This is a genomic window from Lacipirellulaceae bacterium (assembly GCA_040218535.1).
Taxonomy (GTDB): Bacteria; Planctomycetota; Planctomycetia; order Pirellulales; family Lacipirellulaceae; genus Adhaeretor.
Genome location: JAVJRG010000005.1, coordinates 708242 through 723816, shown reverse-complemented (window position 1 = coordinate 723816; position 15575 = coordinate 708242). Strand labels below are relative to the sequence as shown.

Annotated in this window: 13 protein-coding genes and 1 tRNA gene; 5 read left to right on the top strand and 9 right to left on the bottom strand. The window is 55.1% G+C overall.

Annotated elements, in window-relative coordinates; genetic code table 11:
* Window positions 1–83: 83 nt before the first annotated feature.
* Window positions 84–518, top strand: coding sequence for a peptidylprolyl isomerase (locus RIB44_03125; protein MEQ8615566.1), 435 nt, complete (start codon window positions 84–86; stop codon window positions 516–518).
* Window positions 519–563: 45 nt separating this feature from the next.
* Here the strand turns inward: RIB44_03125 and RIB44_03120 are convergent, their stop codons facing one another.
* The 3 genes from RIB44_03120 to RIB44_03110 form a co-directional block, all read right to left on the bottom strand.
* Complete coding sequence (locus tag RIB44_03120) at window positions 564–1943, bottom strand: diguanylate cyclase (protein MEQ8615565.1); 1380 nt, start codon at window positions 1941–1943, stop codon at window positions 564–566.
* A gap of 76 nt (window positions 1944–2019) precedes the next feature.
* Complete coding sequence (locus RIB44_03115; protein ID MEQ8615564.1) at window positions 2020–3069, bottom strand: response regulator; 1050 nt, start codon at window positions 3067–3069, stop codon at window positions 2020–2022.
* A gap of 62 nt (window positions 3070–3131) precedes the next feature.
* Window positions 3132–5093: a response regulator gene (locus RIB44_03110; GenBank protein ID MEQ8615563.1), complete on the bottom strand. Its 1962-nt coding sequence runs from the start codon at window positions 5091–5093 to the stop codon at window positions 3132–3134.
* 542 nt (window positions 5094–5635) lie between these two features.
* Between RIB44_03110 and RIB44_03105 the strand changes: the two genes are divergently transcribed.
* Window positions 5636–7102, top strand: a complete 1467-nt coding sequence (locus tag RIB44_03105) for a hypothetical protein (GenBank protein ID MEQ8615562.1) — start codon at window positions 5636–5638, stop codon at window positions 7100–7102.
* Window positions 7103–7124: 22 nt separating this feature from the next.
* Here the strand turns inward: RIB44_03105 and RIB44_03100 are convergent, their stop codons facing one another.
* The 4 genes from RIB44_03100 to RIB44_03085 all read right to left on the bottom strand — a co-directional run bounded on the left by RIB44_03100 (window position 7125) and on the right by RIB44_03085 (window position 10860).
* Complete coding sequence (locus RIB44_03100; protein MEQ8615561.1) at window positions 7125–8567, bottom strand: sulfatase-like hydrolase/transferase; 1443 nt, start codon at window positions 8565–8567, stop codon at window positions 7125–7127.
* Window positions 8568–8640: 73 nt separating this feature from the next.
* A tRNA-Leu gene (locus RIB44_03095) sits at window positions 8641–8726 on the bottom strand.
* Window positions 8727–8789: 63 nt separating this feature from the next.
* On the bottom strand, window positions 8790–10343 hold the full coding sequence (locus RIB44_03090; protein MEQ8615560.1) for a 2-isopropylmalate synthase: 1554 nt from the start codon (window positions 10341–10343) through the stop codon (window positions 8790–8792).
* Between the two features lie 253 nt (window positions 10344–10596).
* A complete protein-coding gene (locus tag RIB44_03085; GenBank protein ID MEQ8615559.1) occupies window positions 10597–10860 on the bottom strand; it encodes a hypothetical protein in 264 nt (87 codons plus the stop codon).
* Window positions 10861–11036: 176 nt separating this feature from the next.
* Here RIB44_03085 and RIB44_03080 point away from each other — a divergent pair, with 176 nt between their 5' ends.
* Both RIB44_03080 and RIB44_03075 read left to right on the top strand, forming a co-directional pair.
* Complete coding sequence (locus RIB44_03080; GenBank protein ID MEQ8615558.1) at window positions 11037–11534, top strand: hypothetical protein; 498 nt, start codon at window positions 11037–11039, stop codon at window positions 11532–11534.
* A 6-nt stretch (window positions 11535–11540) separates the two neighbouring features.
* Window positions 11541–12659, top strand: coding sequence for a hypothetical protein (locus RIB44_03075; protein MEQ8615557.1), 1119 nt, complete (start codon window positions 11541–11543; stop codon window positions 12657–12659).
* 4 nt (window positions 12660–12663) lie between these two features.
* Here RIB44_03075 and RIB44_03070 read toward each other — a convergent pair whose 3' ends face one another.
* Window positions 12664–13848, bottom strand: coding sequence for a hypothetical protein (locus tag RIB44_03070; protein MEQ8615556.1), 1185 nt, complete (start codon window positions 13846–13848; stop codon window positions 12664–12666).
* A 28-nt stretch (window positions 13849–13876) separates the two neighbouring features.
* Window positions 13877–14179, bottom strand: a complete 303-nt coding sequence (locus RIB44_03065; GenBank protein ID MEQ8615555.1) for a hypothetical protein — start codon at window positions 14177–14179, stop codon at window positions 13877–13879.
* Between the two features lie 736 nt (window positions 14180–14915).
* On the opposite strand from RIB44_03065, the gene RIB44_03060 reads away from it, so the two are divergent.
* Window positions 14916–15554: an HNH endonuclease gene (locus tag RIB44_03060; GenBank protein MEQ8615554.1), complete on the top strand. Its 639-nt coding sequence runs from the start codon at window positions 14916–14918 to the stop codon at window positions 15552–15554.
* Window positions 15555–15575 lie beyond the last annotated feature (21 nt).

Here is a 15575-nt window from a genome sequence, read left to right as displayed (position 1 = left end):
CAGGGGGTTGAAAACTCTGGCACGGCTTGCGATGTTGTGTGATTGGTACGCACAACAAGCCCCGCGCAGAGGAAACCCAAGCCATGAAGACCGCCACTTTTACCACCAGCAAGGGCGAGATTCGCCTCGAACTGTTTGAGGATCAAACCCCGAAAACCGTGGCAAACTTCGAGAAGCTCGCCAACGATGGCTTCTACGACGGCTTGAACTTCCACCGCGTGATTGAAGACTTCATGATCCAGGGAGGCTGCCCGCAGGGCACCGGCACGGGCGGACCTGGTTATCAATTTGAGGATGAGTTCGTCGCCGACCTAAAGCACGACCAGCCTGGCATTCTCTCGATGGCGAATTCCGGCCCCAACACCAACGGCTCACAGTTCTTCATCACGCACGTCCCCACACCATGGCTCGATGGCAAACACACGGTCTTCGGCAAGGTACTCGGTGAAGGGCAGTCGGTCGTCGATGCGATCGAGCAAGGCGACAAGATCGAAAAAGTCGTCATCGCCGAAGAGTAGGTGAAAGCACTCAGAGCCGCGAGGCGTAAGCCCGCGGGTGATACTCTAGACGGCTTCAACCAAACGATGCGCTGTCTGAGCATCTCGCTGACGCTTCAAAAGATCTTCAAGAGTCAGCAGCCCAATGGGACGCTGCTCTAAAACGACCGCAACTTGCGCCGTTTGCGTTCGAATCATGAACTCGCGCACAAAGCTCAGCTTCGCATCACTAGGAAAGCCCATCGCCGTGCGATCAACGATCTTCTCGATCGTGCCACACCAATGCCCATCTTCGGGGATCGCTTGTAAGAGCTCTTTCTCGGAAACCAGCCCCACGAAACGTCCCGCCCCATCCACGACCGGCATGGCTGGTACCCGTAGCTCCAGCAGACGGTCGGCGGCACGACTGATCTCGTCCGTCAGCAACAAACACGAAATCGGCGAGTATGCCAATTCGCCAAGAGTCGTCCGGTCCGTTTCATCGGTAGCAACCTCGGTCACAACTTCACGGCTGCTAAGAACTTCGGAATAAGTCGTCACACGGTTTCTGCCGCGCTGTTTCGAAGCGAGCAAAGCCTGGTCGGCTTTGTCGACCAATTCGCTAAGCGCATTGATGTCGCGCGAGGCCTGGGCAACCCCCAGGCTAACCGTGACTTGAAGATCGCACCGCTGCGTCTTAACGATGGTCTCCGCCAGTGTTTTGCGTACCCGATCCGCCCAAGCAAAGGCGGCCCGTTCATCGGTGTTCAGGAGGATGACGCAAAACTCTTCGCCACCGAAACGACACACCAAGTCTCCGGCGCGTGATTCATGAAGCAGCAGGCTGGCAACGATTCGCAGGGCCTCGTCCCCGATCGGATGCCCGTAAGTATCGTTGACGTGCTTAAAGTAATCGATGTCGAGCATCGCGCAACTCACGGGGAGTCGCTCGGAACGGCTCTTCTGCTCGACGCGATCCAAATGCTGCAAGAAGGCACGCCGATTCAGCAAGCCCGTTAGTGGATCAACTTGGGCGGCATGCTCGAGTTCTGAGACGCCTTCGCGAAGCCGGGTCTCGGTCAGCTTGCGTTCAATGGCGTACGAGATCACCCGCACCGCGGACTCGGTCGTCAAATCCACTTTGTTGACGAAGTCCTGAGCCCCCGCCTTGACCGCTTCCAGCGCGATACTTTCGTCGACACGACCGGAGAGAATCACCACAGGGACACGTGGATCAGCCTCTTGAATCGCTGCCAAGTTGACGAGCCCATCGCCGTCAGGTAATCCAAGATCCAACATGACCACGTCAACACGATTGGCTCGCAAAGAAGCGATTCCTTCCGCGAGTGTCTCGGCTTCAAGCAGCTCAAACTCCAACGGCGAGCCATCAAGAGCGCGCCCTAGTGCGTGGCGATCCACAGGATCGTCTTCGACGACGAGAACAGTAATAGCGTTATCAGATGCCACTTTCTTGTGCGACCAGTCGCACGCCCCTTCAATTCCCAGACTTCAATTCCCAGCCCAATTCTAAAATCGTCCGCAACTAGCTACTCGATCCGCTCAACAGCGGTTCACCCAAGATCTCGACATGCTCTGCTAGTTCGCGACGAAGCTCGTCAAAGCGGACCGGCTTGTTGAAGTAGGCAGCCGCGCCAAGAGCCATCAGCTTCCTCTTGATGCTTTTGTCTTTGTTTCCGGTTAGCATCACCACGGGGATCTCCGCAGTCACCGGATTCTCCTTGAGACGACGTAGCACATAGTCTCCATGTCCATTAGGCATCTCGTAGTCGAGGATGATCGCCTTGGCAGGCTTCGAGAACGCCGTTCGATAACCTTCCATCCCGTCAAAAGCCCGCACTACGGCAACGCCGTGAGCTTCCAGACGACAACGTAGTGCGTCTGTAAAGTCAGCATCGTCGTCGATGCAAAGAATCCACGGCGGCCCTGCTTCTTCAGTGAACTCGTCGCTAGATTCGTCCTCTTCCAACTCGCTTCCCAACAGTGCGAAAACGCTATCAAGCAACTCTTCCTGTCGGACTTCCACCTCGTGAGCGTTGGCGACTTCAGTCTCTGGGTCGCCTGGCGAGACGCGGTCAAATTTCAGGATCGATTCCGCAGGAACCTCGGTGCTTGAACGCTCTGACCCAGGGGCCTTAGTTTTCGCTAGTGTTGCATCCTTCGCCGGCTGCTTCTCCTTCACAGGCCCAACCGAAACAGCGCGTTCCAAGTGCGGTAGCAAAGTCCCCCAAACGTCTAACGATTTGGGTACGAGTGGAGCATTCAAACGACGAGCGTCTTCCTTTCGCTCTGCGGTGACATCGCCTGTGATCAGAATGCGAGGAATCGCAGCGGTTGCCGGATCGCTCGCGAGCATCTCGCAAAAGCCAATCCCATTGCCGGTCGGCATATTCACATCAACGCAGACCACATCGGGGCGATGCTTTTCGACCTGCCCAAGAGCCGTCAGAAGATTGCGAGCCGTGAAAACCTCCATCCCAACACTACGACAACGTGCCCCGATCACTTGGAGCGAGTCGTCGTCGTCGTCAACCAAAAGGACCGTTTTGTTCTGCAATAGGCTGTTCAGGGACATGATAATTTCTCAGTTTGAATTCTTGTTGATAACTCTTGAGCGTGGCAATCGAGTAATCAATGTTAGACAGCAACGCACTCGCGCTCGTTCGACTTAGGGGCTTGTTGCATTGAAGTCTTGATCGCCGATAACACGTCTCGCGCTGCGTACGGCTTCTGCACGAAAAAGTTGGCACCTGCTTCAAGGGCACCGTGCTGGTCACGAATACTCGCTGAGAGCATCACGATCGGCGTATCTTTGGTCTTGTCGTTTTGTCGCAACTCGCGAAGCACGGTCAGGCCGTCCTTCTTGGGCATGCAGACATCCAAGACAACAGCGTCCGGTAGCGTCTCAACCGCCGCATCGAACCCAGCCTCGCCATCGTAAGCGGCTGACACGTCATAGCCTTCCGCTTCCAGTCGGACGCTTAAACAACGGCTAACGTCCTCGTTGTCGTCGACAACCAGAATCCGCTGCTGGTCGCTCTTGGGTGATTCGATCACTTCCTCTGGCTCAGTAGCTAAATCCTTCAATGCACCTGAGCGGACCTCGGCGCGACTTTCCGGCAGCCACCAAGTCTCAGCAACCGTGAATGCGATATCAGGCAGTTCAACGCCTGGGCAATTCCGCTTGAAAGCACGCCAATCGGCTTCGATCTTTGCCAAAGCGTCACGCAATTCACCCTCGACACACTCCTTAACGATGATCCACTTCTGATCAACTGATCGAACCGCCAAATCGCTGCCACACATCGCACGCTGAAGAAACTCATCGACCACGGCGTCAGCAGACGACGCCATTTCCCCGGTCGCTTGAGCGTGAACCAGTGCCAAGGAAGTACCTTGCGGGCTCTTCTGCATCCGACGATCAAGATAGCGATCGACAATCGTCGTCAGGTCGTTCTGTGGAAGCGTGAAAGAGAATGTGCTCCCTTTGCCAACTTCGCTCTGTACGTCGATCTCACCGAGATTCAGGTCCACCAACTCGCGGGCGATGCTCAACCCAAGGCCGAACCCTTTCGTACTAGAATGGATGCCCGAGTCAACCTGGCGGAAGCGACCGAAGATGCTCTCCAGATTCTCTTTGCTAATACCGGCCCCGGTATCGGTGACACCTAAGACGATGTCCGAACTCTCCTCAGCCTGCTTCGCCCAAATCTGGACTCGCCCACCTTTCGACGTGAACTTAATGGCATTGATCGCCAAGTTGATCAACACGCGGCGAGCCTTCTCTTCATCGCAATAGACTTCGGGCAAGTCGACTTGAAGATCGACGGAAAATTCAATTCCACGCGACTTCGCACGACTGGAAATCATCCCTTCGACGTTGTTGATCAGCTCCTCAACCGAACAAGGACGTCGCCAGACCGCGAGCAACCCGGCTTCCAACTTGCTGATGTCGAGCATGTCGTCGACCATCAGCGAGAGATCGTCTGTCCGGTAGAGTACTTTCTCAAGATGCTCAGCCTGTCGCTCAGTAACCGGTCCGTCGAGGCCATCTCGGACGATCGAGGTAAACTCTCGAATCACCGTCAACGGCGTGCGGAACTCGTGAGAAACGTTGTCGACAAATTGTTGGGCAGTGTTGTAGAGCTGCGCCAAGCGATTGTTCTTCTCGCTTAGCATCTTATTGGCTGATTGCAGTTCGACCAGTAAATGCTGGCGACGAAGCGTGTACTGGATTGAGCGTGACAGTGTTTCTGAACGCATGTCCTTTTTACTAATAAAGTCAGCAGCTCCGTCGGCCAACAGTTGTAGAGCGGCTTCCTCATCATCAAGCCCAGTTAGCACGATAACCGGCGTATCTGAGAGGCAAATCCCCTTGAGTTGGCGAAGGGTATCGATTCCCCGCGACTCGGGGAGATTCAGGTCGAGCAGAATAACGTCGTAATCGAAGTTTTCGAGACGCGTCTTTGCATCGCGCAGACTTACCGCGTGCTCGATTTCGTAACGACGGCTATCGACTCGTGACAGCGACTCTCTCGTCACGAACGCATCGGCAGTATCGTCATCGATCAGCAGGATACGGGTTTCTGAACTCTTCATCATGCGCCCTTCGAGTTGGGAGTGTGAACATTCCGCGCTCAGTCTCGAAGGAAGCTGTCAGCCCAGACAGTTGTTCCCGAGCTCTCTTGAACACGAATGCGATAAGCGCCAGTTCCACAAAACTGACACTCACGGAACGCTGTGCGGGTGGTTTTCACCTGCACAGTGACGGCAATTTCTAGGCGGGCAGGGAGGAAATCGACCGTCACCAAACATTAGCTCACGTTACGACTGCAGGGGGGCGGGATAGCGGTATATCACCCGTAGATAGGTCGCTAAGCGGAACAACCCTCTCAACCCGATCATTCCGAACGCCTAGCGAGAGGTGGCTGCCTCAACCCGCCGCACGATTCCAAAGAATTCCGAACTGTCGCAGGGCGATTTACGATCGCGGGATCGCGTCTGATTTCGACTGATTTCAGCGGTTTTCAGGCGGATTTGAGGGAGATTGAGGCAAACAACGGAACCCGCCGATACGCCCCGTTACACTGTGTCTAGCCCGAATTTGCCCTCCTACCGCATTCTTTTCTCGGAGCAAGCTAATGAACTGGTATCTTCAACCCCGGCCCTCCAGACCTTGGATCGCCGCGGTAGCAACACTTTTCTTATCAGCATCAACAACTCTGCCGACCTCAGCCATCACCATCGTGGGCGAGTTCATCGGTGATGGTTCTCCGTTTGACCCAGCCGGCATGGCCGCAGGTGGAGGAACGATTCCCTTCGGCGGCGCTGAACCGGGCACGGTTGTCGGTGGCGGCTCTTTCACTGAGATCTTCGATACAGCAGCTTCCTGGTGGGAGCAAGCAATCGACGACGAGCATACGATTACCATCCAGTACGGATGGGGACCCCGCCCCGATCCAGGCAACATTGCTACGGCTTTCGCCATCGGCACCTCGCCCCAGCCAGCCGTCTATGGAAAGATCATCATCGACAACGACGGATCCAGCTCTTTCTTTTTAGATAGCTCTCCAACGGACAACTCTGAGTACGGCCCACTGACAACCTTTACGGACGATCTCGGTGGTGGCATCGTCAATACGGGCCGCGTCTACGGAGGTGGCACCGGGGCTGCAGCCGATATCGACCTGCTGACAATCTTCAAACACGAAATCGGACACTTGCTCGGCGTCAACGGCATCGCTCCTGACTGGGGAACCATCACCGCGCCGCGACCCTTCGCTGGAACCGTGATACCAAAAGCGGATTTCGCCCATATCGACGACGATCCGATGAGTCCAACAAGCCTGACAGGCGATCCCCTTTTCTCACCATTTGTCGAGCCGGCAGTCCGCAAGTCGATGAGCGCTATCGACATCTTGGCAGTTGCTCAGCACAGCGGTTGGACTGCCGTGGATACGGACCCGGTTTACGACCCAGCCTTTGTTTCTGCCCCATCGCATGCGGTTGAAAGCATCGCATTGGTAGGTGTCGAGGGTCCCTGGGCGGTGACGGTGGAAAGCTTTGAAGGGTTTGCTCACCACGGGTTGCCAACGCTCCTGCTCGAAGAGGAAGTCTTCACCGGCCCCGAATTTGAGCTCGAAATCGAAGTCACGATGGCCTCGCCGGGCGGATCGGCACTGTTCGCCCTCGACAAGCTCGTCAAGAACTTCAGCGGTGAGGATTGGGACACCTTTGAGATGGAATTGGGCACCTACGGTCCCATGGGGGAATTCATCCCCTCGGGACCTGGCGACGGACTGATGTTCCTCACAACTCCCCCGCCCGATGAGGAGACAGGCCTCTTCACAGGAATGCCCATCTCAGACGACATCATGGACCCAAACGTCCTGGGTTACAGCGAGGGTGCCCACCTCGACGGAGCGACTGCCTTTTACTGGCTTGGCCTCTCCATCGACGACGCTCTTGATGGTGTCCTGGACGGCAAAGCAACTTTCGTGCTGCGGCAAGTCGCGCCGCTCGCGATTCCTGAGCCGAATGCACTCTTGCTACTTTGCTCAGTTATAGTGGGGTTAACCGCCACTAGGAGTAAACGTTCGGGAACCTGAATTCGCGCCGGTTACCGAAACCCTACTCAGAGTCCTTCATGCGATGCTTGAGAAACCTCGCATGAAGTGACTTCACGATCTCAGGATGACCCTTGGACACATCATTCGATTCCTTAGGATCGTTCTCAAGATGGAAGAGCTGCCAGTCGCTCTCCGACGCAGGGGCACTTTTCCCATACTTCACAATCTTCCAATCACCAAAGCGTAACGCCCAACGATTGGTTCGCCGCCCCCAAACCCAGTAGAAATCGCGTGACGGAGTAGGTTCTCCGGCCAAGATGGCCGACAGAATGTTGACTCCGTCCCATTCAATCTCCGTCGGAGGCTCGGAACCGAGCAGCCCGCATAGGGTGGGAAACCAATCGACAATATGCACAGCGTCCGCGACTTCGCGGGGCTGAACACGTCCACGCCAATTGGCAAAAGCGGGAACGTGAATCCCTCCCTCCCAAACGTCGACCTTTTTTCCGCGGAACGGCAATGGCTGGTTGAAATCCGTGAGCTTCAGATCGTCAGGGTAGGCATTACCTCCCCAAGATCCTTGCGGGCCATTGTCGGAAGAGAACAAGATAAGCGTGTCCTCTCGCTTACCTGTTTTCTCTAAAGCGGCGACGATCCGACCAATCGAATCATCGAGATGATGCACTGCCGCCAATAACAATCGCTTCTCGGGATCAGGCTCGCTTTGAATCTTCCCGGCGGGATCATTGAACCAGGGAATCTCTTCCTCATCAAGCCAGCGCTCGGGATTCTCCGGATCAAGCTGCGTTGGTCGATCGACGAATTTTCCCCGTTCATCAAGCGGTGTATGGACAGAGTGAAAAGGCAAGTAAAGAAAAAAAGGCTCCTCCTCGTCGAGACCGATAACACGAATGGCCTCGTCGGTTACGAGATCGGTGGCATGCACACCATTCTCTGCACCCTCGATCAACTGGTGATCACGGTGCCACGTCTCTCCAAACTTGCCCGCCCGATAACGGTGATCGTACATCCCCACAGCCCCGGTGAGAGAGCCATAGCTACTCTCGAACCCGAAATGATTTGGTCCGTGAGCAGCGTACGAACCAAGATGCCACTTCCCAGCGAGATAGGTGCGATAACCTGCTTGCTGAAACATCGTGGCGAGCGTTGGAGTCCCCTTAGGAAAAGCGGGCTCGTTGTTCGCCTCAAGTGCGGGACGTCCAAAGCGGCTAGGATAACGCCCCGTCATCAGTGCAACCCGAGTCGGCGTACACTGTGGTGTCACGTAGTGCTTGGTGAAGGTCACGCCCCCACTCGCCAAGCTGTCGAGATGTGGGCTGTAAACCTTAGGGTTGTTGTACCCAATATCAGCCCAGCCCTGATCGTCGCTCAAGATACAAATGACATTCGGTCTTTCCGAACCTTCATTGGCGACTGTCGCCGACACATGAAGAAGAAAGAGCGGAAGTAAACAACAACTGATCCTGGATAAAAACGCAAGCATAAGAGACACAAGCAGCACGAGTCTGCCAAAAGAATCGTCGGCAGTTCCAAACCTGTAAAGCACCACAACAAAGTAGCCGAGGCGGGACTCGAACCCGCACGGGGGTTACCCCCCACTGGATTTTAAGTCCAGAGCGTCTGCCAATTCCGCCACTCGGCCGGGCGTATTACTGATTTAGGAATGATGATTGATGAATGATTGATTGGGAAGCGGGGCGTAGGCTCAAACTGTCTCGCGAGACTCGCCTACCGGCTGCCCGAAGCCCGCTTGCACGCGATTCACGGCGTTTAGAAACGCTCGCGTACCCGCCTCGACGGTATCGGTTGAGACGCCGCGACCTCGGTAGATTTTGCCGTTGTGTTCCACCTCGATCAACGACTCACCTTGGGCGTCTTTTCCTTTTGTGGCGCTTTGCACTCGGAAGTCCCGTACGGTTACTGAAGTTTCCGTGATCTCTTCGATCGCACGGAACAACGCGTCCAAGGGGCCATCGCCTTCGTCAACCGTAGCTGACGTTTCTTCATTATTGTGAGCGAGCGTTACCGTGACTTTGGGATTACCGTCACTGTGGGCCTGCACCTCGTAAGACTTCAATTGCCATTGATCTGCGACTTGCGTATTGCGATTCTCGATCAAAGCAGCGATATCCCCGTCGTAGATTTCTTTCTTCTTGTCAGCAAGTTTTTTGAAATCTGCGAACACCGCGTCGAGTTGTTCTCCATCAATGTGGAAACCGAGCGCTTTTGCCCGGTCCGCTAAAGCGGCACGGCCACTGTGTTTACCAAGGACCAAATCGGTTTTCGTGAAGCCGACATCTTCGGGGCGCATGATCTCGTAGGTCGAGCGTTCTTTGAGCATGCCATCTTGGTGAATGCCTGCTTCATGGGCGAAGGCGTTGCGGCCGACGATCGCTTTATTCCGCTGGACCGTCATGCCGGTGATTCCTGAAACCAAACGGCTTGTTGGAACCAACCGCTGCGTGTTGATTCGCGTGTCTTTGCCGTAATAGTCGCCGCGTGTTCGCATCGCCATGACGACCTCTTCGAGCGAACAGTTCCCGGCCCGCTCGCCGATGCCATTGATCGTGCACTCGATCTGCCCCGCCCCCGCCTCGACGGCTGCTAAGCTATTCGCTACAGCGAGGCCAAGATCATTATGGCAATGTACGCTGATCACCGCCTTGTCGATATTCGGCACGCGGTTCATCAACGTGTCGATCACCTTTTGGAAATGCGCCGGCGTTGCGTAGCCGACGGTATCGGGAATGTTAACGGTCGTGGCACCGGCGGTGATGGCCGCTTCCACCACACGGCAGAGGAAATCAGGCTCCGTCCGTGCCGCATCCTCGGGTGAGAACTCAATGTTGTCACAAACATTGCGCGCCCGTTCGACGCCAGCGACGGCACGTTTGACAATCTCATCTTTGTCCATGCGAAGTTTGAACTCGCGATGGATCGCGCTCGTGGCAAGAAACACGTGGATCCGCGTGTTGCTGCCGTGCTGAAGTGCTTCCCACGCCCGATCGATATCCTGTTCGCGACAACGGGCCAAGCCACAAATCGTGGCATCCGAAACCATCTTGGCAATTTCCGAGACGGCTTCAAAGTCGCCGATCGAAGTAATCGGAAAACCGGCTTCGATAACGTCTACGCCGAGATCAACCAGCGCCTGGGCAACCTCAAGCTTCTCATTGAGATTCATGCTGCAGCCAGGGGACTGCTCGCCGTCGCGAAGCGTGGTGTCGAAAATGACGATCGGTTTCTCTGCGGTACTCATGGTTCTTCTATAGTGGAAAACGGAAAAGTGAAAAGTTCTGAAACGAAAAAAACCCTGAAGCCTTGGCGGGCCTCAGGGTTCTTGGTGTGCTTAATGATTTGCGTACGAACCTCAGAGCCTGCCGTGCGGCGGTAATAGTAGGAGCAGGCTTAGTAGTAAGTTCGGCATCGAAAAAATCGCAGTCAAAGTTCAACTTCGTTGGTCTTGTTTTAATCGACCCAGGGTCACTGGTCAAGGTTCGCACCAACCTTGATTATCCGGCACTAAAAAAGCGGCTACTCGTGCCTCCTTTGCCAATCTGGAACGAAACCCGCCCCGCACACTTTGGGCAATGGCCGACGTAGGCGGTGCCTTCTCGATTGACATAAATCCGTGAATACACTTCGCAGCACGCGAAATGGACGCCCAGAAATCGCGACGCTTCGGTACGACCATCACGCACGCTCGCGCTGGGCGGCGTGGCGGGGCTCGTGAGATCGAGTTTGTTTCCTGATCGCTGCATGAGGTTACGCTGCATGAGCATTTAATGGCTTTCGTCCACTTGGGCGGAGAATACGCCACTTAAGAAAGCCTGCCAAGCGGAACTTGTGAAGCTACGCCGCGATCACCCTGCTAGCACTGCTGGTTTCGCTTGCCGCTCTGGGAGGTTTTTCTTACTCTCCCGCGGTTCTCCGCCGTCCTCCGAGAATCATCATGCTCAACGACTTCGACGTAAAAACCTGCACGCGCACCTGCGCGACTTCGGGCGTCGAGCTCCAACCTGGGCAAGTTTGCTACTCGGTGATCAAGAGTGATGGTGCCGAGACCGTCCGTGAAGATTATTCCGCTGAACACTGGCAGCAGCCCAATAACGAAAACGAGGAAGCCCTAATTCTCGGTTGGTGGCGTTTCGAAATCCCCGACAAAGACGACGGAAAAGTCAAGCTCGCTCCCAACGAAGTGTTGCTCAACCTGTTCGTTGAACTGGCCGACCAAGCGGAGCAGTCAACGTTTCGGTACGTTCTTGGCCTGCTGCTCATCCGCCGTCGTGTTTTGACTTTGCAAGAAACGCTCGATGAACCAACGGGCGAGACGATGGTTCTCGCGTGTAATCGTCGCAGTGAAGAGTACCGTCTGCCTGTCGAAACACCCAGCACCGAACAGGCGGAACAGATGCAAGAGAGAATCAATCAGCTGCTCTACGCAGGATAAGCCACTTTGCTTGACTCGCTTAAGAACATGAAACGGTTAGCGCTGCTCTGCAGTCTCTCAGCCTGCGTGCTAACGCTCAGCAGTTGCCGTACGACTTGGCGCAACCCGTTCAGCAATGCTGGCCCGCCTGCCCCGGCAGTCTTAGTACCCGGCATGTCACTAGACCAAGTCATCAGCGCCGTAAACGCCAACGCAGCGAAGATCCAAAGCCTGCAAACCAACAATGCTTCGATTAGCGTCCCCGGTATGCCAGGCGTTCCCTCACTCCGTGGCAACTTGGCGGCTGAGCGCTCGATCCCCGGCCAGCCGGGACGCATTCGGCTGCAAGCTTCCACCGCGCTGACGGGAGCGGAAGTCGATCTGGGGAGCAACGACCAGCTCTTCTGGCTGTGGGTGCGTCGCAACCAACCGCCCGCGGTTTATTACGCTCGCCACGATCAATTCGCCGGCAGCCAGGCCCAACAGATGATGCCGATCCAACCCGAGTGGCTGCTCGACGCGATCGGCTTCGCGCAGTTCAACCCAGGCGACTTCCACGACGGCCCCACGCCGCACGGCAAGGGCACGCTCGAGATCCGCTCCGTGATGAACACGCCGATGGGACAACTCACCAAAAACACCGTTGTGAATTCCAGCACCGCACAAATCCTGGAACAGCACGTCTATGCCGCTGATGGCACACTGCTCGCCAGCAGTATCGCGAAGTCGCATCGCTACGATCCAGCCGCGGGTGTTTCGCTGCCGCAAGAAATCAGCATCCAGATGCCCGCTGCTCAGTTGTCACTCAACATCGACATGGGCACCGTCGCCATCAACGGACTGGCTGCCGCCCCACAACTCTGGACGATGCCAACCCCCGACGGCGTGCCGTTGATGGACCTAGGAAATCCAGCCTCCGCCCCGGGAGGCTTCCAAGCCCAGCCCGTCCCCACCGTCGGCGGGCAACTCTCTGGTGCCGATTGGTACGGCCCTACACCAGCGGCGAGTGTGGCTAGTTTGCCCTTGGCTCCGGCAACTGGAGTTAGCGCTTCTTCTGCGACTCCCGCACCAGTTCCGGCGGCGACCCAACCGGTCCAACGACTCCCGGCAGGGGGTGTTGCACAGTCACCGTATTTGCAACGCTAGAAGCTCAAGACTGACAACGAATGCAACTCCCGTAGCTAAGTGCAAAACACGAAAGCAACCCGAGAGTCAAACATGAGGGCTCCGGAACCTGTGAAGGAGCGATCGCGCCGAAGAGGTAGAGACCATCAGGTCCACCCAAGGTCATATAGATACGGTTCTCGACCGCGTAAACGTCGGTGACTTGCGAATAGTTGATCGATTTCAATTCGGGAAAAAGCTCTTCGAGTGAAACAGCAGCGTTGGGATCGTTCGGTACGATGCTTGGGTAGTAACCATAATACCCTTGGCTATTGGCTGTTCCTAATACAGTAAAGTCAGACTGGGAAACAAGTATTCTGCCGTTCTCGGGTAGCAATTCTCCGTTTGAGTCTCTTTGGAGCAAGACCTCATTCAATCCCAGATTGAAGTGATACTCGAAACCGTCAACAAGAACAGCTGCATTCAGCCCTTGAACATCTAGCCGATCAGCAATTAGGCCACTTGGAGATCCAAATAAACTTAGGATGCTAGCCGACCCATCAGGATTCCATAACCCGACACCAGTACCAAGGGAATTGGGTATTCTAACACTTCCAATGGCAGAACCACTTTCAGAGGTAGCAGTGACGCGTTGAGAAGATTCACAGTCCCCTGGCAAACAACCGTCAGGAACACCAAGTTCGTTGAACATACCATTAGGTAAATATTCTGCAGCAAAGACGTCGCCAATACCTCCAATCGCCCGCCTATTGTGATCGACTCCGACGATGTATTCAACTGATCGCCAAGTTACTACTTGGCTGTTTGGGGCGTTGATATCGAAGAGGGCCGCCGAACTCCCAAAAGTTGGATCAGGAAAAACTCCTGCAGCATAGAGATTGCCATCAAGGGACTGTACGACTTGCGAAACACGAGATAGTCCGCCTGTCGTGACTCCAAGTTCGCTATGGACCAACGTAGTGAAATCAGTACTCCCTGTTCCATCAACGGTCCAAACGCCTGACGAAGTACTGATGTAAGCCTCTCCGTCAATGATTGAAAGGCCAACACCGAAGGTGAACGATTGGCTTGCTGACTCGACTTGGGTCAGGCCGAGTGGCGGCAAGGCCCTAGCTTCGTTTGCCGGCGACCAAGCGAGAGCCACCGCGGTGAAGAGAAGCAACAAACGTAAACGATCAGTCAGAAAAGCGTAGGCCGATCGTTTTTGCATTCGATGATTTGCCTTAGGGTGCGGGGGTTCAATTCTGACTAAACCCAACCTGCTGGCGGGCAACTCTTCCCAACGGGTTCCGCAGATACCGCTCGCGGCAAACGCTACACAGATCGTAGCGTGACTTGTGGTAGACTTCTTCGCCGATCTCTTCTTCGTCGACGTCGAGGCTTTCAAGAATGTCTTGAATCTCTTCAAGATGGTCCCGGTCGTCATCTTCCGGGCCGTCGCCGGCGCCAAGCGAGGCGTAAACCTCGAGGCGAACGACGTAGCGAACATCCTGTTCAGGGTCGATCTGTTTCTTACAGGAATCGCAAGTGTAATGAATCATGTACCCGCCCCTGGGTGATGAGAAGTCGCTCTTGCTTCATGCGTTTGCCAGTTTCAAAGGCTGGCAACTTTGCAAGCTCGAAGAGCCGACAGTTAAATCCTTATCACTTCATCCTAACGACAATCAAACCCGCATCGCAAGCGAAACTTCGCGCTTTGCGAAGACAATTTTCAGTTTCTTTTTGTAGGAGTTTTTACTCATACCTAGAGTTGCTCTCCGCTCGAAAAAAACTAGCAACTAAGTCAGCAAATTGCGTGCCCACTGCACATCAAGTGACAAGCGATCACCCTTTTAAACGTGGCGATGAAACAGTTCATTGACTGGCTACACTGCTCAGGCATTGAAAAGCCTAGGATTTTCGTAGTTGGCTTTCGCGATTCCCTCCGCTTAGAATGGAAGTAGGCGAGCGAACCTTTCAGGTTTTCTAGCCTCTGAAGGATGTGTCTGCAGGTGGATGCAAGCCGTGGGATGTTGTTCTAGGCATCGCTAGGCTTGAAGGCGATCAACCAAGATCGTCTGGACGTTGCCGCGTCCCGCCAGGCAATGTCTTCTTCGCAGTTAATTAATGATCCTCGCTTAGGTTCTAGCTAGTCATCGGTTCTTATGAACACGGTGCTGGCTTACAACCGCAGCAGTGATTGCCCGTTACCAAGGCAATCCCTATGACAAGTCAGGCACAAGGAACAAGAACGAGTCACGACGAATAACCCAGAGATGCCAAGGAGCGAACGGTCGAATGTTGAACAACGGAGCGAGCAACCTTGATGCCAGTGTGTTAGTGCTGAACCGTCAATACATGGCGGTTCACGTAATCAACGTCCGTCGTGCCTTTGGCCTGTTGGTCAATCGAATTGCCGAAGTCATCCACATTGAGGATGGCGTCTACGGCAACTACGACTTCGATTCGTGGCGCGAGATCAGCGAACTGCGTGCCGAGTTCAAGGAAGAGTGCCCAGACGAGGACTGGATCCGCAGCATCAACTTCGAGGTCTGCGTTCCCCGTGTGCTGCGATTGTTGCACTACGACCGACTGCCGAAGCAGCGTGTGCGGTTGAACCGTCGCAACGTATTCGCCCGTGACGAGAATCGCTGCCAGTACTGCAACAAGCGATTCCCCACGAACGAGCTGAGCCTCGACCACGTGCTGCCTACTTGCCGTGGTGGTGAAACTTCTTGGGAGAACCTCGTCTGTGCTTGCGTGAAGTGCAATGTCCGCAAAGGAGGTCGCACTCCCAAGGAAGCGGGCATGAAACTCGCCAAGCAGCCAATCCGACCCAAGCGAAGCCCATTGATGACCATCAAGCTGGGCAACCCCAAGTACGCCAGTTGGAAAACCTTCCTCGACGCGGCGTACTGGTCGGTCGATCTCAAGTAAAGCTCGTCCTTTTCCAGAGCG

Coding starts and splice junctions, on each gene's coding strand:
- RIB44_03125 (MEQ8615566.1), top strand. CDS start 84: ATGAAGACCGCCACTTTTACCACCAGCAAGGGCGAGATTCGCCTCGAA.
- RIB44_03115 (MEQ8615564.1), bottom strand. CDS start 3,069: ATGTCCCTGAACAGCCTATTGCAGAACAAAACGGTCCTTTTGGTTGAC.
- RIB44_03110 (MEQ8615563.1), bottom strand. CDS start 5,093: ATGAAGAGTTCAGAAACCCGTATCCTGCTGATCGATGACGATACTGCC.
- RIB44_03105 (MEQ8615562.1), top strand. CDS start 5,636: ATGAACTGGTATCTTCAACCCCGGCCCTCCAGACCTTGGATCGCCGCG.
- RIB44_03100 (MEQ8615561.1), bottom strand. CDS start 8,567: ATGCTTGCGTTTTTATCCAGGATCAGTTGTTGTTTACTTCCGCTCTTT.
- RIB44_03090 (MEQ8615560.1), bottom strand. CDS start 10,343: ATGAGTACCGCAGAGAAACCGATCGTCATTTTCGACACCACGCTTCGC.
- RIB44_03085 (MEQ8615559.1), bottom strand. CDS start 10,860: ATGCAGCGTAACCTCATGCAGCGATCAGGAAACAAACTCGATCTCACG.
- RIB44_03080 (MEQ8615558.1), top strand. CDS start 11,037: ATGCTCAACGACTTCGACGTAAAAACCTGCACGCGCACCTGCGCGACT.
- RIB44_03070 (MEQ8615556.1), bottom strand. CDS start 13,848: ATGCAAAAACGATCGGCCTACGCTTTTCTGACTGATCGTTTACGTTTG.
- RIB44_03065 (MEQ8615555.1), bottom strand. CDS start 14,179: ATGATTCATTACACTTGCGATTCCTGTAAGAAACAGATCGACCCTGAA.
- RIB44_03060 (MEQ8615554.1), top strand. CDS start 14,916: ATGTTGAACAACGGAGCGAGCAACCTTGATGCCAGTGTGTTAGTGCTG.